Origin of the sequence: Pseudomonas sp. UYIF39 (assembly GCF_029963765.1) — a bacterium.
Lineage (GTDB): Bacteria > Pseudomonadota > Gammaproteobacteria > Pseudomonadales > Pseudomonadaceae > Aquipseudomonas.
Genome location: NZ_JALBYU010000027.1, coordinates 1 through 17838, shown reverse-complemented (window position 1 = coordinate 17838; position 17838 = coordinate 1). Strand labels below are relative to the sequence as shown.

At 60.3% G+C, this 17838-nt stretch carries 15 protein-coding genes and 4 pseudogenes; 9 read left to right on the top strand and 10 right to left on the bottom strand.

The genetic code is table 11. The features are described 5' to 3' along the window. Positions 1-45: 45 nt before the first annotated feature. From MO767_RS26165 to MO767_RS26150, 4 genes are all read right to left on the bottom strand, one after another. Positions 46-1884: an amidohydrolase gene (locus tag MO767_RS26165; RefSeq protein ID WP_282482896.1), complete on the bottom strand. Its 1839-nt coding sequence runs from the start codon at positions 1882-1884 to the stop codon at positions 46-48. After that, positions 1881-2510, bottom strand: coding sequence for an antibiotic biosynthesis monooxygenase (locus MO767_RS26160; protein WP_282482895.1), 630 nt, complete (start codon positions 2508-2510; stop codon positions 1881-1883). Before MO767_RS26160 ends, MO767_RS26165 begins: the two co-directional genes overlap by 4 nt. A gap of 152 nt (positions 2511-2662) precedes the next feature. Beyond that, on the bottom strand, positions 2663-3586 hold the full coding sequence (locus tag MO767_RS26155) for a LysR family transcriptional regulator (RefSeq protein ID WP_282482894.1): 924 nt from the start codon (positions 3584-3586) through the stop codon (positions 2663-2665). Positions 3587-3633: 47 nt separating this feature from the next. Further along, the gene (locus MO767_RS26150) at positions 3634-4629 is read right to left on the bottom strand and encodes an MBL fold metallo-hydrolase (RefSeq protein ID WP_282482893.1); all 996 of its coding nucleotides are present in this window, start codon (positions 4627-4629) and stop codon (positions 3634-3636) included. A 277-nt stretch (positions 4630-4906) separates the two neighbouring features. On the opposite strand from MO767_RS26150, the gene MO767_RS26145 reads away from it, so the two are divergent. Further along, a complete protein-coding gene (locus MO767_RS26145) occupies positions 4907-5332 on the top strand; it encodes an AraC family transcriptional regulator (protein WP_282482892.1) in 426 nt (141 codons plus the stop codon). A gap of 93 nt (positions 5333-5425) precedes the next feature. On the opposite strand, the gene MO767_RS26140 is transcribed toward MO767_RS26145, so the two are convergent. Together MO767_RS26140 and MO767_RS26135 are read right to left on the bottom strand one after the other, a co-directional pair. Then, positions 5426-6250, bottom strand: a complete 825-nt coding sequence (locus MO767_RS26140) for an alpha/beta hydrolase (protein ID WP_282482891.1) — start codon at positions 6248-6250, stop codon at positions 5426-5428. A 30-nt stretch (positions 6251-6280) separates the two neighbouring features. Then, positions 6281-6856, bottom strand: a complete 576-nt coding sequence (locus MO767_RS26135) for a flavodoxin family protein (protein ID WP_282482890.1) — start codon at positions 6854-6856, stop codon at positions 6281-6283. Between the two features lie 383 nt (positions 6857-7239). On the opposite strand from MO767_RS26135, the gene MO767_RS26130 reads away from it, so the two are divergent. Further along, the gene (locus MO767_RS26130; protein WP_282482889.1) at positions 7240-10026 is read left to right on the top strand and encodes a winged helix-turn-helix domain-containing protein; all 2787 of its coding nucleotides are present in this window, start codon (positions 7240-7242) and stop codon (positions 10024-10026) included. Here MO767_RS26130 and MO767_RS26125 read toward each other — a convergent pair. Then, positions 9988-11484 carry a winged helix-turn-helix domain-containing protein gene (locus MO767_RS26125; protein ID WP_282482888.1) on the bottom strand — a complete coding sequence of 499 codons (1497 nt, stop codon included), beginning with the start codon at positions 11482-11484 and terminating at the stop codon, positions 9988-9990. The genes MO767_RS26130 and MO767_RS26125 overlap by 39 nt on opposite strands. Positions 11485-11670: 186 nt before the next feature. Next, positions 11671-12621, bottom strand: coding sequence for a GlxA family transcriptional regulator (locus tag MO767_RS26120; RefSeq protein WP_282482887.1), 951 nt, complete (start codon positions 12619-12621; stop codon positions 11671-11673). A 222-nt stretch (positions 12622-12843) separates the two neighbouring features. Here MO767_RS26120 and MO767_RS26115 point away from each other — a divergent pair, with 222 nt between their 5' ends. The 3 genes and pseudogenes from MO767_RS26115 to MO767_RS26105 all read left to right on the top strand — a co-directional run. After that, positions 12844-13566 carry a pirin family protein gene (locus MO767_RS26115; protein ID WP_282482886.1) on the top strand — a complete coding sequence of 241 codons (723 nt, stop codon included), beginning with the start codon at positions 12844-12846 and terminating at the stop codon, positions 13564-13566. 202 nt (positions 13567-13768) lie between these two features. Continuing rightward, positions 13769-14971: a YbfB/YjiJ family MFS transporter gene (locus MO767_RS26110; RefSeq protein WP_282482885.1), complete on the top strand. Its 1203-nt coding sequence runs from the start codon at positions 13769-13771 to the stop codon at positions 14969-14971. Further along, positions 14971-15290, top strand: a pseudogene (locus tag MO767_RS26105) (methylmalonyl-CoA epimerase); the annotation flags it as partial. The gene MO767_RS26110 and the pseudogene MO767_RS26105, both read left to right, overlap by 1 nt. A 6-nt stretch (positions 15291-15296) precedes the next feature. On the opposite strand, the pseudogene MO767_RS26100 reads toward MO767_RS26105, so the two are convergent. Beyond that, positions 15297-15617: pseudogene (locus MO767_RS26100) on the bottom strand (inositol monophosphatase family protein); the annotation flags it as partial. Positions 15618-15833: 216 nt separating this feature from the next. Further along, positions 15834-16085, bottom strand: a pseudogene (locus MO767_RS26095) (LysE family transporter); the annotation flags it as partial. Positions 16086-16227: 142 nt separating this feature from the next. On the opposite strand from MO767_RS26095, the pseudogene MO767_RS26090 reads away from it, so the two are divergent. The 4 genes and pseudogenes from MO767_RS26090 to MO767_RS26075 form a co-directional block, all read left to right on the top strand. Beyond that, positions 16228-16308 (top strand): annotated as a pseudogene (locus tag MO767_RS26090) (transposase); the annotation flags it as partial. A gap of 68 nt (positions 16309-16376) precedes the next feature. Then, positions 16377-16745, top strand: a complete 369-nt coding sequence (locus tag MO767_RS26085) for a transposase (RefSeq protein ID WP_282482884.1) — start codon at positions 16377-16379, stop codon at positions 16743-16745. Beyond that, positions 16742-17077 carry an IS66 family insertion sequence element accessory protein TnpB gene (tnpB, locus tag MO767_RS26080; protein ID WP_282482883.1) on the top strand — a complete coding sequence of 112 codons (336 nt, stop codon included), beginning with the start codon at positions 16742-16744 and terminating at the stop codon, positions 17075-17077. Before MO767_RS26085 ends, tnpB begins: the two co-directional genes overlap by 4 nt. After that, positions 16998-17396: a transposase domain-containing protein gene (locus tag MO767_RS26075; protein ID WP_282482882.1), complete on the top strand. Its 399-nt coding sequence runs from the start codon at positions 16998-17000 to the stop codon at positions 17394-17396. Before tnpB ends, MO767_RS26075 begins: the two co-directional genes overlap by 80 nt. The last annotated feature ends 442 nt before the right edge of the window (positions 17397-17838 follow it).

Sequence of the window (17838 nt, the reverse complement as noted above, 5' to 3'; positions counted from 1 at the left end):
ATTGTTGATGGTGCCGAACAGGTTTGGCCGGCACTTTTTTTGTCGTCAGAAGGCAAAACACGAGCAGCCAAAGGCGCCCCAGAAACCCTGAAAATCACTGACGGGCACATTCGACAGGCGCGCCCGTTCATGGCTGTGGGAATGCACCCCGCACGGCCCGCTGCAATGATGGGCCTGAGCCTGCATCGGCGAAGCTGGACGCCAATGACCAGGCACCTTGACCACCGGCGACCAGTCCGGCAGCACCGGCACGCTGGCCGGACCGAGTTTTTCGAAGTCACCGGCGGCGTACACGACCTTGCCGCCGACTACGGTCAACACGGACTCGATCCACTTGATTGCTTCTTCGTCGACACTGAAAAAGTCTGCTGACAGCGCTGCCACGTCCGCCAGTTGTCCGACCTTGATCTGGCCTTTCTTGCCCTGTTCGGAGGAGAACCAGGCGCTGCCGTGGGTGAACAGTTCCAGCGCGGTCTGCCGCGAAAGCCCTTCGCTGTGCAGTGCCATGCCGCCAACGGTACGACCACTCACCATCCAGTACAGCGAGGTCCAAGGGTTGTAACTGGAAACCCGCGTGGCATCGGTGCCCGCACCGACAGGGACTCCCTCGGCCAACATACGCTTGATCGGTGGCGTGGCTTCGGCAGCCTTGGCGCCATAACGCTCGACGAAGTATTCACCCTGGAACGCCATACGGTCCTGAATCGCAATACCGCCGCCTAACGCCCTCACCCGTTCGATGTTCTGCGGCGTAATGGTTTCGGCGTGATCGAAGAACCATGGCAAGCCATTGAACGGAATGTCGCGATTGACCTTCTCAAACACGTCGAGCATGCGGCTGATGGATTCGTTGTACGTCGCGTGCAAGCGGAACGGCCAACGTTGCTCCACCAGATGGCGAACGACCGGTTCCAGCTCTTCTTCCATAGTCTGCGGCAGGTCCGGGCGCGGCTCGAGGAAGTCTTCGAAGTCGGCGGCCGAGAACACCAGCATTTCCCCAGCGCCGTTGTGCCGCAGGTAATCGTCGCCCTGATGCAGCGTGACGCTGCCGGTCCAGTTTTTGAAATCGCTCAGTTCTTCCTTGGGCTTTTGGGTGAACAGGTTGTAGGCGATGCGAATGGTCAGTTGCTGGTCCTTGGCTAACTGCTCGATCACCGCGTAGTCGTCCGGGTAATTCTGGAAGCCGCCACCGGCATCGATCGCACTGGTCAGGCCGAGACGGTTGAGTTCACGCATAAACTGGCGGGTCGAGTTGACCTGATATTCCAGGGGTAACTTCGGTCCCTTGGCCAGGGTCGAGTAGAGAATCATCGCATTGGGTCGCGCCACCAGCATGCCGGTCGGATCACCGTTGGCATCGCGCACAATCTCACCACCGGGCGGGTTCGGCGTATTGCGGGTGTAACCGGCGACCCGCAATGCGGCGCGGTTGAGCAAGGCCCGGTCGTAGAGGTGCAACACGAACACCGGCGTATCGGGCGCAGCCTGGTTGAGCTCTTCCAGGGTCGGCATGCGCTTTTCGGCGAACTGGAATTCGTTCCAGCCACCGACCACCCTCACCCACTGCGGCGTCGGTGTGCGGTCGGCCTGATCCTTGAGCATGCGCAGGGCATCGGCCAGGGACGGCACACCTTCCCAGCGGAGTTCCAGGTTGTAGTTCAAGCCACCACGAATCAGGTGCAGGTGCGAGTCATTGAGGCCAGGGATAACGCAGCGGCCCTTGAGGTCGATGACCTGGGTTGCAGAACCGCGCAGGGCCATGGCTTGCGCATCGGTGCCGACCGCCACGAAGCGGCCGTCGCTGATGGCCACCGCGCTGACGAGGGGGTTCTCACGGTCAACGGTATGAAATTGGCCATTGAATAGAATCAGATCGGCATTCATCGCGTTTCCTCAGACAGAGTGGGATGGGACTGGTCGGCTGTCAGCCAGGAGGCGAAAAGTCGGGTCGCCATGGGCATGAACAGGTACACCACCGAGAGCACGATGGTCACGGTGATCAGAAAAGTGGCGACCACGTAATTGGACAGAAAGGCGTTGAGCTTGAGCAGCGGGCCCCAGATCAGTGGCACCAGCAAGGTATGCGGCAGGATCACCAGCAACGTCACCACGGCCTGCTTCCAGCGCGGCGGTGGCGAACCGGCATCGGCCTGTGGTGCGAACCAGAATTCCTTGACCGGATTAACCTCGGTCTGGTCGCCGTCCGCCAGCATCGGTGCGGCTTCGTTGACCAGTTCCAGCCGTTGCGGCGAATCAAGCCAGCGCTGCATCGCCTCGGTGGAGCAGAAGCGCAGCACGCAGGTGAACATGTCGAGGCCGGAATGCTTGCCGCGAATCACGTCCACGCCCAAATGTCCCTCGCTCTGCCCGGCAATACCGACAATGCGCCGCAACCAGGCTTCATAGGGTGCTTCAAAGCCGACCTTGACGCGGTGTTTGACGATTAAGGTCACGACCTCATCGAAACCCGGCCGCACGGTTGCAGTGTCGAGGCGATTGGAATCAGGCATAACCGAAAGCTCCGGCGAAACGATCATTGAGCGTCAGCCCAGTTGAAAAAACACCGACGTTGAATCGTCGATAGCTGATTCGATGGTGCCTGTGCCGGGGCACAAAAAATTGAACGCACGTGCTCTCTTTTCGACCGGGCCTTCAGTACTGCCTAGGGGGTTGCGATGTTCAAGGGTTCAGACATGTACTGACTGATCCGCGAACGTAACCAGCGCTCTGCCGGATCGTTGTCGTGAACGCCACTCCAGACCATCGACAGTTGCGCCGCATCGATGGGGAACGGTGGGTCTTCGGCTCTCAAGGCGCAACCTTCAACCAACGCACAAGCCGCGTAGTCGGGTACGGTGGCGATCATTTCGGTACCGGCGAGGATCGCCCGCAAACCACTGAATTGCGGAACCCCCAGCACCACGCGCCGGGTACGACCGACCTTGGCCAGATCGAGGTCGATGTTGCCGCTCAGGTCGCCAGAGAACGACACCATCGCGTGGGGTCGCTGGCAGTATTCATCGAGCGTCAGCTCACCAGGCCGTCTGTCACCGCGCAACACTTTGCAGGCAATATCACGCAGCTTCTTTCGCTTGGCGTTGGCCGGCAATTCGGTGGTGTAACTGACCCCCACGGAAATCTCCCCCGACGCCAGCAAGGCCGGCATCAACAGATAATTGGCCCTACGCACTACCACCACAATTCCCGGTGCCTCTTCCTGCAACTGACGGAACAACGGCGGGAACAATCCAAATTCGGCATCGTCCGAAAGACCAATGCGAAACACATCGCAGCTCGTCGCCGGATCAAACTCCTTAGCGCGGCTGACAGCACCCGAGATGATGTCCATCGCCGGTTGCAGCTCTTTAAGAATCGCCAACGCTCGCCCCGTTGGCTCCATCCCGCGACCGTTGCGCAACAGTAGCGGATCGTCGAACAAATCTCGTAAGCGACCCAGCGCGGCACTCACGGCCGGTTGTCCCATGAACAGTTTTTCAGCCACACGGGTCAGATTTTTTTCGAACATCAGGGCCTCGAAAATCACCAACAGATTCATGTCTAAGCGGCGCAGATCGTTACGGTTCATATGCACAGTCCCATTGTGTTTTCAGCCTGGCACGAATCTGTCGGACTTCACTCGATCATCGGCACTTTGGCCGCCCGCTTGTAAGGCCCGTACTCGATAGGCACCCACTGAAAATGCCCGTCCACCGCAGTGATATGGCCTACACCCGGAAACGGCAGGTGCGCCGCAGTCACCCAAATCTTGCTTGTCGCCGCGTCAGTGAAAACGTTGTCTCGGCTCTTGATCGCCTGCTGACTATCGACGTCGAAGCGGATCGACACTTCGGGATGCTCGAACTGCACCGCCAGGTTATGCACCAGATCGCCCATGAACAGAATGCTTTGGCCCTGAGAGGCGAAGCGGTACGTGGTGCTGCCCGGCGTGTGCCCGGCTTCCAGTTCAGCATCGACGATACCCGGCACCGGCGACTGACCGGCTGCGAAGGTCTTGAAGCGCCCCGCAGCAACGTACGGCGCGGTGGAATCCTGGGCGATCCTGAAAAACTCCTTGGCGCCGGCGGGTGCTTTGGCCATAGCCTGAGGATCGAGCCAGTAGTCGGCTTCTGCCTTCGCCGCGTAGACCGTGGCGTTGGCGAACACCGGTTGCCGCTTGTCGTCCACAAGCCCGCAAACATGGTCCAGATGCAGGTGAGTGAGCAGGATGGTGTCGACCTGTTCCGGCTGATAACCGGACGCTTTCATGTTCGCCGCGAGCATGCCGGCGGTGTCTCCAATGCACTGACCCGCTCCGGTGTCCACCAAGATCAGTTGCTTGCCGGTATTGACCAGAAAGGCGTTGAACGCCGTCTGCACCCCCGGCGTTTCAATCGAGCGACGGGCCAGTAATGCACGGATCTGGCTCTGGGTCAGGCCATTGAGCAGATTCGGCGACAGATCGTTGTAGCCATCGAACAGCGCTGTCACTTCGTAATCGCCCACCGCCAACCGGTAGTAACCGGGTACCTGAGTGGCCACCTGGGTCGGCGCCTGAGCCAGGGCGCCAACCGATGTCAGCGCCAATGCCAGGCCGAATCCGCTCAGCGTGCAAACCAGAGAATGCTTCATGCCTTCACCTTTGGTCGAGTCAGAAAAGCGGCCATCCACATGCCCGCCAAATGAGGTCAATCATGCGCTCGTCCCCCCCCCAAAAAATTGCAGCAATGTGCTGAGTTGATGCAGTTGCTCGCCGCCGCACATGGAAGAAATTAACAACGTTTAACTCGCAAGCCACCGCCCCGCGACCAAGAATGAAGCCCGCTGTGCAGACCTGTTTTCTAAAGCGGGAAGATGCTGACCCACCGCTCAGTGCGCCAGCGCATTCCCCTCGACACGGATATTTGTCATGGCCCACGTTCAGCACAACGCCGCCCACGCATCAGCCACTGAAACGAGTAAAACCACCACCGGTGGCCTCTCTCCCTGGCGGGAAAGCCTGGTCAAAAAACTGATCCTCGACGGTCTGAGTGAAACGCTGGAAGTCACCGAACTCGCTCGGGCCTGCGCCCTGTCCCGCAGTCATTTCTCCCGTGCCTTCAAGTGCAGCACCGGCCAGTCGCCCCAGGACTGGATTCGTTGCCAGCGCATCGCCAGGGCCAAGCAATTGATCCAGAACACCGACCTGAGCCTGACGAAAATCAGCCTGGAATGTGGCTTCTGCGATCAGGCACACTTCTGCCACATTTTCACCCGTAGCGAAGGCATCAATCCGTTTGCCTGGCGGTGTCGGGTATTGCGCGCCCGCCCCTGCCTCAACCAGGCAAGCGCATAACGCCGCGGCACGCTCGATGGCCATCAGTGAAAACGCCGAGGGGCAAACCTCTCGGCGTTTTTTTCATGGACGGGAAACAGGGGGCCGAACGACTCAGCCTTCGACGAACGCCAGCAAATCGGCGTTGAGCTGATCCTTATGGGTATCGGTCAGACCATGGGGCGCGCCTGGATAGACCAGCAGCTTCGCGCCCTTGACCAGCTTGGCTGAGGCGATGCCCGCAGCTTCGATCGGCACGATCTGGTCGGCGTCGCCGTGCACCACCAAGGTTGGCACGTCGAATTTTTTCAGGTCTTCGGTGAAGTCGGTTTCGGAGAAAGCCTTGATGCAGTCATAGGCATTCTTGTGGCCAGCCGTCATGCCCTGCATCCAGAACCAGTCGATCATGCCCTGGGAAGGCTTGGCGCCAGGTTGGTTGAAGCCGAAGAACGGCCCGCTGGCGACGTCCTTGTACAGCTGTGAACGATCGGCCAGGGACGCCTCGCGCAGACCGTCGAAGACCTCGATTGGCAGGCCCCCGGGATTGGCCTCGGTCTTGAGCATCAGCGGCGGCACCGAAGAAATCAGCCCAGCCTTGGCGACCCGCCCCGTGCCGTGGCGACCGATGTAGCGCGCCACTTCGCCGCCGCCGGTGGAGAAGCCGAACAGCACCATGTTCTGCAGGTCGAGGTGCTCGATCAACTGGGCCAGGTCGTCGGCGTAGGTGTCCATTTCATTGCCGGACCAAGGTTGGCTGGAGCGGCCATGTCCACGTCGGTCATGGGCGATGACCCGATAGCCCTTGGACGCCAGGAAGATCATCTGCGACTCCCAGCTGTCGGCATTCAGCGGCCAGCCGTGGCTGAAAACGATGGGTTGGCCGGAACCCCAGTCCTTGTAATAAATCTCGGTACCATCGCGGGTAGTGAATGTACTCATGGCTTTTGCTCCTTCAGGGGGTTGGGTGACTCAAATTGATGGATGGCCCATGCGCTCGGCCAGGCGCGCCACCCGCTCGCCCAGGTGCGCGGCGGTGCGACGATCTACAAGAGGTGGCGCATGCTCGGGGGACTGTTCGACATTCGACTGGGCCATGACTCCCAGGGAACTGCCGAGGCGATTCAATTGCCCATCGAATATCCCGGTGCTGGAGCGCGCAGGCAGCAGGTCGAGGCCGACCCAGATCATCGAGTGCTGGGCAGCGAAGACCGCCATCTGCAATAAAGTGTTGAGCTTGTCGCCACACAGGCAACCGGAATTGGTGAAGCCGGCAGCGAGCTTGTCGCGCCAGGGCTGGGCCAGGTAGAAAGACGCGGTGTCCTCCATAAAACCCTTGAAGGACGCCGAGGCGCTGCCCATGTAGGTCGGGGCGCCGAAGATGATGGCGTCGGCCTGGTGCAGGCACTCCCACTGGTCGTGCACGTCCTCGACCGGAATCAGCTGGCAGGCGCTGCCCAGGTGCCGCTCCACACCCTGGGCCACGGCCTCGGCCATGACCCGGGTATGGCCATAGCCACTGTGATAGACCACCACCACGTTGCTCATTCCGGCATCCTCCAGACGTGTTAATCCCTTTTGCTGCCCACAGTACGCACAACCGGCCCTTCGGTTGACGCGCTTGAAGGACTGGAGTTTTGAACGTAGACCGAACGCAGGGCGAGTTAAACGTTGTTAATTTTCACCGGTGCAGGCACAGCCCCTAACCGCTCGTCGCCAACTCCGCAGCCAATAAATACGGGAGCCGCCGCTGGCAAGGAGATTGCTTCAGGTAGTGCACTCGATACACGCCCGCCCGAGCCGCGTTGCGTTCTTCAAGAAACCTGAGGAACATGCTCGAAAACCGCGTGATAGAAGGCTGTGCCCTTCATCCGCCCTTCCCGCCCAGGTGCAACGGGGAGGACTAAAAGAACAGCAGCAGGAGTGAGCCGTTGACCCTTCCCCCCGAACAGGCTGTGCATTTCGGCCCCTACCGGATCTACCCCGGGCAACGCCTGATACTGGAAGCCGACCGGCCCCTGCGTCTGGGCCGACGCTCCATGGACATTCTGTTGATCCTGCTGGAGCACGCCGGAGATGTTGTCAGCAAGCAGCAACTGATCGCACGGGTCTGGCCCAAAAGCGTCGTCGAAGACACCAACCTGCGCGTGCACATGGCGGCACTGCGCAAGGCCCTGGGCGACGGCCAGACCGGCCAGCGCTATATCGTTACCGTGGCTCAGCGTGGCTACAGCTTCGTGGCGCCCTTCTCCCTGGAGTCCATCGAGCATAGCCCCGAAGGCGTTTCAACCGAGCCGAGGGGCCATAACCTGCCGGTGCGGCGCACCCGCATGATCGGTCGCCAGGCCTTGGTGGACAGTGTGATGACGCAATTGGCACGCCAGCGTTTCATCACCCTCGTCGGCCCCGGTGGCATCGGCAAGACCACCGTGGCCCTGCGGGTTGCCGAACAACTGATCGGCCACTACCGGGACGGTATCCGACTGTTGGACCTGGCCCCGGTCAATGACCCGCTGATGATCACCAGTCATCTGGCGATACTCCTCGACCTGGCGCTGCACGACGGCGAACCTATGGGCAGCCTGGCGAGCTTCCTGCGCGAGCGGCAGATGCTGCTGGTGATCGACAACTGCGAGCACTTGCTAAACGCCATTGCGCCGCTCTGCGAGAGCATCCTGCGCGCTGCGCCACACGTGCATATCCTGGCCACCAGCCGTGAGAGCCTGCGGGCCGAAGGCGAATTCGTGCAACGCCTGGAATCACTGGACTGCCCACCGCCCATCGCCGTGCTGGACCGCACCCAGGCCCTGACCTTTTCGGCCCTGCAATTGTTCGTCGAGCGGGCGATGGCCAGCCACGACAGCTTTGAACTGAGCCATGACGAACTGCCCCTAGTGATAGAAATCTGCCGGCGCCTGGACGGCATACCTCTGGCGATTGAACTGGCGGCCGCGCAGGTCGGCAACCTAGGCCTCAGTGGTTTGCTAAGCCAGCTGCAAGGCAGTTTTCGCCTACTGACCCACGGCTGCCAGATCACGCCGGGCCGTCATCAGACCTTGCGTGCCACACTGGACTGGAGCTTCGAACTGCTCAATGCCTGCGAGCAGGCCTGTCTGCGCCGGCTGGGTATCTTCAGGGGGGGCTTCACCCTGCAATCGGCAGTGGCGGTAATCGTCGGCGAACACATCGAACCCAACGTGGTTTTTACCTCGATCACACAACTGGTGGCCAAGTCCTTGCTGAACGTGGAAGTCGGCGACGAGGAAGTGTTTTATCGCCTGCTGGACACCACCCGCAGCTATGCCCTGGAAAAACTCGACCAGGCCGCTGAGCTGCCGAATACGCGCAAGCGTCACGTCGAACGTTGCCTGGCCTTGATGCATCAGGCCCAGGAAGACTGGGAGAAGACCCCGTCGGCCCTATGGATCGAGCGTCACGCCCGCACCCTGGAAGACATCCGTGCGGCGCTCGACTGGGGCTTGAATACCCAGGGCCCACATATGTTGGCGATCCGTCTGGCCGCAGCCTCCGCACCGCTGTGGCAAGAGCTGTCACTGCTCAAGGAGCACGGCATTTATGTACGCAAGGCTCTGGCCCTGCTTCACGCGGCAGCCGAGCCCTGCCCTCACTTGACCCTGGCCCTCAAGCTCGCTCTTGGCAGCTCCTGCTACCACACCCAGGGCAGCAGCGCCGAATCGATCGATGCCTTCGTGGCGGCCAGAGCCCTGGCCGAAAGCAGCGACAATGTAGCCGCTCAGCTCAAGGCAGTGTCCGGGCACATGGCGGTCAACCTCAGTTGCGGTCACTACCAACTGGCCCTGGAACAAAGCCGGCAGTTCGACCAACTGGTGCAGTGCGGTGCCGGCGATGCCGTGATGTCCCTCAGCACCCAACGCCTGCAGGTACTGGCCCTGCACTTTGCCGGCGATCAGCCGCAAGCCCGGGACAAGGCAGAGCAAGTTATCCAAGTGATGGCCCAGAGCGGGCATCTCAGCCGCTTCACCCGCGGCTTTGGCGTGCAGTACGACCAGAGCGTCGCCGCCCTGACAATCCTGGCGCGGATCCTCTGGCTGCAAGGCCATCCGGAAAAGGCCTGGCGCACCGCGCGCCAGGCCTTGGACATCGCGCTGCAGATCAACCACGGCACGTCCATCTGTTACACCTTGGCGTTGTCCGGCTGTTTGATTGCCCACTACAACGGCGACACCGCAACCGCCCGCGAACTCTTGCGCCTGCTGCTGGAGCAGGCACAGAAGCATTCGGTGCTGCTGTTCTACACCTGGGGCCGGCACTATGCGCAGGTCATCGAAGGTGCCCCAGAGCTCTCGCCCCCGACATCCAGCGCCGGGTTGATCGGGGAAATCATGGTGACCCTGGACGGCGGCTTCATCGATAACGCCTTGCTGCAACGGGCCGAAACCGGCACGGCGGGCTGGAGTACGGCGGAAATCCTTCGAGCCAGGGCCGATACGCTGCTGACCGACAATGCTCCAGACGCCGCCGAAGCAATGCTGCACAAGGCATTGGCGGTGGCCAAGGCCCAAGGCGCACTGACCTGGGAATTGCGCAGCGCCACCTCACTCGCGCGCCTCTGGCAGCGTCAGGGCCACGTCCAGCGAGCCCATGAGCTGCTCGAACCGATCTACGCCCGGTTCACAGAAGGCTTTGCCACGCCCGACCTAACCCGCGTCCGTCAATTGCTCGATGAGCTGCAGTGACACGCTCTTGACTGATACCCAAGGAGCCTTGCCGATGTAGTGGGCATGACGCCTTTCAAACACACGCAGTTGTCCGCTGCGTTCAAGCTTCTCCAGCGCGTAGATTCGGGTGGTGTTGAGAAACCGGTAACTTCTCGCGCCATGGCCCTGCTCCACCGACAGTAACGATTTGCGCACTAGTCGCTCCATCACCTCAGCCACGCAATCGGGCCGCAGCACCGCACAACTGATGACATCGATGGCTGCCTGCACGGTGAACGCTATTTTGAACACCGCCAGCCGCTGCAACAGGGTTTGCTCCAGCGGGCTCAGCCGCTGATAGCTCCAGTCCAGGGCGGACTCGAGCGTCTGATGCCGCGCAACGGCGGTGCGCCGGCCCTGGCTCAGCAGTTGAAAGCAATTGTCCAACTGCGCTTGCAGCCCCACCAGCGCCAGCGCATCGATCTGTACCGCCGCCAGCTCGATTGCCAATGGCAAGCCATCGAGTCGACAGCAGATTTCGCGCACCGCCTCGAGGTCTTGTTCACGCAAGGCAAACCCTTGCTGACGGGCTCTGGCGCAGCTGACGAACAGCTGCACCGCCGAATGGCCCATGACCTCAGCCACGCTGTGCAACGACGAAGCCGGCGGCACCGACAGGGCCGCCAGGCCATGCACCGTTTCTCCCAAGGCCCGCAGCGGTTCACGGCTGGTGGCCAGGATCGATAGTCGTGGCGCCGACGCCAGCAACTGCTCCACCACTGTCCGGCAGCGTTCGAGCAGGTGCTCGCAATTGTCGAGCACCAGCAAGGCATGCCGCGCCGCCAACACCTCCAGACCGGCGTCCAGTTCAAGACTGTGCCTCAGGTGCTCGACCACCTGCACCGGATCGTCGATGGTCGCCAGATCGATGAACCACACACCGTCGCGATAGTGCTGCAACAGCAGCTCAGCCACACGCAGCGCAACCGTGGTCTTGCCGATTCCCGCCGGACCGACCAGGGTCATGAACCGGCGCGCCGGCAACTCCCGGACCAGGCTGCCGACCACCAGGTCTCGACCAGTGATGGGCGTCAGCCGGGCCGGCAGGTTGTGCTGGGGCTTCTGGATGCTCTCGAGCGAGACAATCTCCTCTTGCGCCTCGCGCAGCACCGGGGCCATGAAGCAATAACCGCGCAGCGGAATGTTGACGATGTAGCGCTGCCCGTTCTGGCCGTCGCCCAAGGCACGACGCAGGGCCGCGATGTGCACACGCAGGTTGATGTCCTCGACCACCGAGGTCGGCCAGACGCTGGCGATCAATTCGTCCTTGCTGACCACGTGGCCGGCGCGTTCGACCAGCACCCGGAGGATATCCAGGGCGCGACCGCCCATGCGCAACGGCCGATCACCGTCCAGGATCAGCCGTTGCCGTAAGTGGAATACGTACGGGCCAAACTGCAACACCGCATCGCTGTTCAATTCTCTGACGCTGTTCATGCACATCCACGTGCTGAAAACCTGGCCCGGCTCAAGATACTGCCTCATCCATTGCTCGGGTTCGTCCAGGCTCCCGCACCTCCATTTCCAAGAATCCCCGGATATCTTGGCAGGCACCGATGACGGTACAACCGCCATGGAGGGAGCGCCACGGCCATTGCGGTGCGCCAGACAGACAAGCAGGCGCTAGCTGAACTGTTCGCGGTACTGGGTGGGGGTCAGGCCGAGTTTTTCACTGAACAGAAAACGCATGTGCCGCACGCTGCCGAAACCGCTTTTGTAGGCCACGGTCTTGAGCGGCAGCTCGCTGGTCTCCAGCAGGTTCCTGGCGCAGTCGATACGCGCGCTTTGCAGAAACTCCATGGGAGTCATATTTACTTCACGGGCAAACACTCGGGCGAAATGTCGCGTGCTCATGTTCGCCAGGCTGGCCATGCGCTCGATGCTGAAGGCTTCATCCAGGTGTTCGAGCACATGATTCTGCACCCGGGTCACCGGCGTTTCCTGTGGCGCCACCGCAGCCATCAACGGGCTGAACTGCGCTTGTCCGCCCTGGCGCTTCATCACCACCAGTAACACCTTGGCCACGTCCTGGGCGACTTTCTTGCCGTGGTCCTGCGCGACCACCGCCAGTGCCAGGTCGATGCCGGCTGTGACCCCGCCAGAGGTGATCAGGTTGCGATCCTGGACGTAAATCTGATCAGTCTTCACCGTCGCCTTGGGGAAGGCTCGAATCAAACGTTCCGTGTAATGCCAGTGAGTCGTCACCCGATAACCGTCCAGCAAACCGGCATGCCCCAATATGAACGCCCCCGTGCAGATCGAGCCATAACTGGCCGACCGACTGACGGCGCCCGGCAGCCAGTCGAGCAACGGTGGATGTTTTTCGTTGTAGGCCCCCGGGCCACCCGGCACCAGCAGCAGGTCATAGCGGTCGCAGGCCTGGTCTATATGCACATCGGCCTGAACGCTGACGCCGTTGGAAGCGCGCAACGCACCATGCTCGGTGCCGATCGTCGACAGCTGATAATGGTCGCCCAGCTCCAGATACCGATTGGCGATGGAAAACACCTCCATGGGCCCGGCCATATCAAGCAGGAGAAAGTCTGGAAACAGCACCATTGCCACGGTTTTCATGGGTAAGCATCACTGGTATCAAAGAGATGGAAGCGTAACGCCGACGCTGGACATTATGCCCGGACGGGGCGTGATCATCGGGCAAGAATACGTGATTCATCGTAAAAAATTGTCAACCTGAAAGAGACAGTATTTCAGTTTCTATCTACTTATTGCACCACAGGGTAAACATTAACCTTCTCCTCAAGCGGACGAATTATCGTCCCGACAGGAGAATCCATCATGCTGACCCTTCGCAAAGCCTCTGATCGCGGTGCCGCCAATCACGGTTGGTTGAAGTCATTCCACACCTTTTCCTTCGCCAACTATCGCAACCCGCGGGAACAGGGTTTTTCCGACCTGCTGGTGATCAACGACGACCGGGTGTTGGCCGGCAAAGGCTTCGGCCAACACCCGCACCGGGACATGGAGATTTTCTCCTATGTGCTCCAAGGCGCCCTGGAACACAAGGACACCCTGGGCACGGGTTCGGTGATCCACCCCGGCGATGTGCAATTGATGAGCGCCGGCAGCGGCGTGGCGCATAGCGAGTACAACCACTCGACAACCCGCCCGGTGCACTTCCTGCAGATCTGGATAGTGCCGGATGTCAGCGGCGCCAAGCCGCGTTATCAGCAAGAGCATTTCAGCGCTCAGAAAAAACGCGGACGCCTGCAACTGATCATCTCCCCCAATGGGGCCGACGGTTCGCTGCGGGTTCGCCAGGACGCGCGGGTCTATGCGGGCCTGATCAATGGCCAGGAAAGCGCCAGCCTCACGCTCGCCGCCAATCGCTACGCCTATGTGCATGTGGCCCGGGGCAAGGTCGAACTCAACGGCCTGCAATTGCAAGAAGGCGATGGCGTGCGGGTTCGGGAGGAACAGGCGCTGACCTTGAGCAACGGCGTGGATGCCGAAGTGCTGGTGTTCGATCTACGGCCGCAAGAACTGCCCGAAATGCCTTGACCGGCACGACCTGGGGGCTTGCGCCCCCAGGCCTGATTGGCAGGCGAAGACTGCGACAGGCAGTGACCAGCAAGCGCTTGAGGCGTTATCGTCGGTGCATATCCGCTATCGATACCGATGATTTCCGCCGCGCGGGCGCTGACTCCCAGAATCCAATCCACTAATCCATTTCCACGCCGGTAAATCAGCAAGGACTACGCCGATGTCAGTTCCTACGACTGCGACACTCCCCATGCGCAATGAAGTCTGGTTGCATATTTTCGCTGGCTTGTGCGCCAGCCTGGTCAGTATCGGGCTGGCGCGCTTTGCCTATACCCCGCTTATCCCGCAACTGATCCAGGCCCACTGGTTCGTACAGGTGGATGTGGTCTATCTGGGTGCCGCGAATCTCGCGGGGTACCTTATCGGTGCGCTGATAGGGCATCCCCTGGGCAAGCGTCTTTCCAATCCGTTGGTGCTGCGGCTGATGCTGGTGGTCGCCACGTTGTCGTTCTTCGCCTGTGCCTGGGCCTTGTCCTTCAGCTGGTTTTTCGTCTGGCGCCTGCTCTCGGGAATCGCCGGTGGCGCCATCATGGTGCTGGTGGCGTCCACTGTCTTGCCACACGTACCGGCAGCGCGAAGAGGCGCGGCCAGCGGCGCGATCTTTCTCGGCATCGGCCTGGGCATCGCCGGTTCCGGTACGCTGGTGCCAGCCCTGCTCGAGTGGGGCTTGCGCGATACCTGGATAGGCCTGGGGGTGGTGGCTGCGGTGCTGACCGCTGCCAGCTGGTTCTGCTGGCCACAGAACCAGCCCGAACCCGCCGTCGCCGTCAGGGCCAGTGAGCCGTCAAGCCATGAGGATCAAGCATCCGGCAGCGGTTTGCGCCTGCTGTTCGCCCAGTACGCGTTGATGGCCACCGGGCTGGTACCCGCCATGGTCTTTCTGGTGGATTACGTGGCGCGCGGTCTCGATGCGGGCACTCATGTGGCGTCGCTGGTCTGGGTGATGTATGGCGTCGGAGCGATCTTTGGCCCGATGGTCTATGGCATGCTCGCCGATCAGCTCGGGGCCCGCCGCAGCATCCGCTGGGTGCTGATCATGCAGGCGCTGGCGGTGGGCGCGTTGAGCGTTACCAGCCAGCCGTGGGTGCTGTGTGGGCTCGCTGTATTGATAGGTTCGTTTCCGCCCGGCATCGTGCCCTTGGCCCTGGCCCGCGTGCACGAACTGAAAAAGCGCGCCCATGCCCAGCAGGTCGCCTGGAGCCGCGCGACCGTGGCCTTTGCCAGCTTCCAGGCGTTGGCCGGGGCTGCCTATTCGCTGATCTTCAACGCCAGCGGCGGGCATCATCAGCTGCTGTTCGTAATCGCTGGCATGGCGTTGCTGCTGGCTATCGTGTTGGATATCGCTGCACGCCGGCTACGCTAATGCACTTCACCCACCGCTACGGCGCACAGATACTGAAAGCCAGGATCTCCAAAACGCTCGTCTGGGAACGAGGTGGTCTGCATGTGCGCTATGCGATTGCGCGGATCGGGCAAGGGCATTTCATTTGGGTGCAGCCGTTGGCGGGGACCTGAGGGAGATATTGGACTCCTCGGGCGAAGGGATGATTTATCGCCACGGCTACTCGACACCGGACATCGAGAAGGCCTATGACGAATTGATGGTCGCCGATGAGCGCTTCGGGCACTTCTCTATCGAGATCCTGGAAGAAAAGGCGCTGGAGGCATTTATCGAGGATGCAGCAAATAATAAATGCTCTATTGCCATCGATAGGATCGAGCACCCAGGTCAGCTCATAGCTACCAACGATAGAGCCCTCCTCCTCACCAAGCATTCCGTGTGCTGGATATCGATCTTGGATCAATTCGCGCATAACCCGCTCGGCAGCCTTATCCGCCAACGTAACCGGATCAAACAGACGACCGCCCTTGTCCTCCACGTCCAGCCTCGCTCTAAATAACGGCTGAATCGCAGTAGCAACCGCGTCGGCTAATTGATCTGCGAAAGCCTGATAATCAGCAGTCTGAGCCTGCAGCGTGAAATGGCGACAAGAGAATGTTTGAAAAATCGCGAATAGGGAACATTCGTGCGATGGCGCCACCTCTAAGACTGGCTCGCGGAACGGAACCGGGAGCGAAGTTGTCACTTGTATTAGATACCTTAGTATCGGAATCCTGTTGAGATAGAGAGGTGGCTTTCATGAACAATATTATCTACATCGTCGGGGCAGTTGTGATCGTCCTAGTTATTCTTTCATTTGTCGGTCTTGTATAGCCTTAGCCGTCTACCTACGTATAGCGAGGATCGCAGCACCAAATCCGATGAACGTTACCCCCACGACTTGGCTAACCCAGCGGGACAACTCGGGTCGCACCAGCACGCCCTTGGCGCGCGAGGCCAGCGCGGCATACAGGCTCAACGACGACACCGAGAGCGCCATGAAAATCGCGGTCAGAATCAGAAACTGGGGGATCAAAGCTGCGCCTTGGTCAATGAACTGCGGGAACAGCGCCGTAAAAAATAGAGTCGCCTGGGCTTGGAGAGCGCGGTAAAAAACGCCGACCTGTACAGTTTTAGGCGTTTGGGCCTGCGGCTCAGCCCCTCCTGAATACCCTCAGCCAGCAGAGGCGTCTTGTTGAGCAGCTGCCTCACCCCCAAGTAGAACAGGTACCCGGCGCGCCTTGCGAGAAGCTGTTCTGGCCCAACGAATCGTCCATGCCGACGAAACTCCGGTGCAGATGCTTGCGCCCGGAGAAAAGAGTAACCGTCCGGGCAACACACCTTCCTGACACCGTCGCTTGAGGCGATGGTGTCCACCTAAATTTAAGTGGACACCATTTTTAGCCTTTTTAAGCGGACGCCTATGTCACAAGAACGCCGTTCCTATTCAAAGTCCTTTAAGGCCCAGGTCATCGCCGAATGCGCACAGCCTGACACCTCGATCGCCAATGTCGCGTTGACCCACAACCTCAACGCCAACCTCGTCCATAAATGGATACGCGTGCATGCGCAGAAAAACCTGACACTTCAAACAGCCTTCATCCCGGTCAAGACATCGCCGCCGGTGCCGATGCATCAGGCCCTTCCTGCCACGATCCGAATCGAGGTGCCGCATTCAAAAGGTGTAGTCGTGGTGAGTTGGCCGGCAGAAAATGCAGCGGCGTGTTCTGCTTTCCTGCGAGACCTGCTGCGATGATCCGCATCGACTCCATCTGGCTCGCCACCGAGCCCATGGACATGCGCGCCGGCACTGAAACTGCGCTGGCGCGGGTCGTGGCGGTGTTCGGTGCGGCGCAGCCGCACTGTGCTTATCTGTTTGCCAACCGTCGTGCCAATCGCATGAAAGTGCTGGTGCATGATGGCTTGGGGATTTGGCTTGCTGCCCGGCGCTTAAATCAAGGACGTTTCTTTTGGCCGGGCGTGCGGCACGGCTCTGAAGTCGAGTTGGATGCAGAGCAACTTCAAGCCTTGGTACTCGGTTTACCTTGGCAACGCGTCGGTTCCGGAGGAGCCATCACGGTGCTCTAACTCAACTGCCATGGCCTGCTTGCCAGCGCAATTGGCCCATCAGTCGCTGACGCGCTATCTCGATGACGGTGCTGTGCACATCGATAATAACTGGTGCGAGAATCAAATTCGGCCGTGGGCACTTGGACGCTCGAACTGGCTGTTCGCGGGCTCGTTACGCAGCGGGAAGCGGGCGGCGGCGATCAAGAGTTTGATTCAGTCGGCGCGGCTCAATGGACATGATCCGTATGCATACTTGAAGGACGTTTTCACACGCCTGCCGACGCAGCGGGCGAGTGAAATTGCTGAACTGCTGCCGCACAAGTGGGCACCCATTTAATCTCGCACAGTGTATTGGGGATGCTTACCCCTGACATTCTGGGTGTGCAACTGAACAATTAATCCTGGGTACAACGTTCGGTTCTTCTCGACTTCAAAAGCCTCGCACTAATCGCTGCCCCTCGCGTCGTGACGAAGATTTGGAAATCTGATGAAGGGGATGAGACAGGCTGAGCAGGTGAGCTAAAGTTTTTTTGTTCGTCTCGCCTGATCTACGTTGCTGCGTTGATGTCGGCGCCGATACTGGGTTCGACATCGGCTCAGTGATTTTTTTCTAAAGGGGCATGGAGTGATACACGCCGTGCATCTTATTGCGGGGGACATCGTTGGGGGGAAAAATTGAAGGGCTGGGCCATACTTGTTTCGGCGAATGCCCTGGGGGGAAGCGATGTAGTGGTCAACTGATCCCGGACACGGTTTTAAGGTTTTCTTCGGTTTTTGCC

Coding starts and splice junctions, on each gene's coding strand:
- MO767_RS26165 (WP_282482896.1), bottom strand. CDS start 1,884: ATGAATGCCGATCTGATTCTATTCAATGGCCAATTTCATACCGTTGAC.
- MO767_RS26160 (WP_282482895.1), bottom strand. CDS start 2,510: ATGCCTGATTCCAATCGCCTCGACACTGCAACCGTGCGGCCGGGTTTC.
- MO767_RS26155 (WP_282482894.1), bottom strand. CDS start 3,586: ATGAACCGTAACGATCTGCGCCGCTTAGACATGAATCTGTTGGTGATT.
- MO767_RS26150 (WP_282482893.1), bottom strand. CDS start 4,629: ATGAAGCATTCTCTGGTTTGCACGCTGAGCGGATTCGGCCTGGCATTG.
- MO767_RS26145 (WP_282482892.1), top strand. CDS start 4,907: ATGGCCCACGTTCAGCACAACGCCGCCCACGCATCAGCCACTGAAACG.
- MO767_RS26140 (WP_282482891.1), bottom strand. CDS start 6,250: ATGAGTACATTCACTACCCGCGATGGTACCGAGATTTATTACAAGGAC.
- MO767_RS26135 (WP_282482890.1), bottom strand. CDS start 6,856: ATGAGCAACGTGGTGGTGGTCTATCACAGTGGCTATGGCCATACCCGG.
- MO767_RS26125 (WP_282482888.1), bottom strand. CDS start 11,484: ATGAACAGCGTCAGAGAATTGAACAGCGATGCGGTGTTGCAGTTTGGC.
- MO767_RS26120 (WP_282482887.1), bottom strand. CDS start 12,621: ATGAAAACCGTGGCAATGGTGCTGTTTCCAGACTTTCTCCTGCTTGAT.
- MO767_RS26115 (WP_282482886.1), top strand. CDS start 12,844: ATGCTGACCCTTCGCAAAGCCTCTGATCGCGGTGCCGCCAATCACGGT.
- MO767_RS26110 (WP_282482885.1), top strand. CDS start 13,769: ATGTCAGTTCCTACGACTGCGACACTCCCCATGCGCAATGAAGTCTGG.
- tnpB (WP_282482883.1), top strand. CDS start 16,742: ATGATCCGCATCGACTCCATCTGGCTCGCCACCGAGCCCATGGACATG.
- MO767_RS26075 (WP_282482882.1), top strand. CDS start 16,998: ATGCAGAGCAACTTCAAGCCTTGGTACTCGGTTTACCTTGGCAACGCG.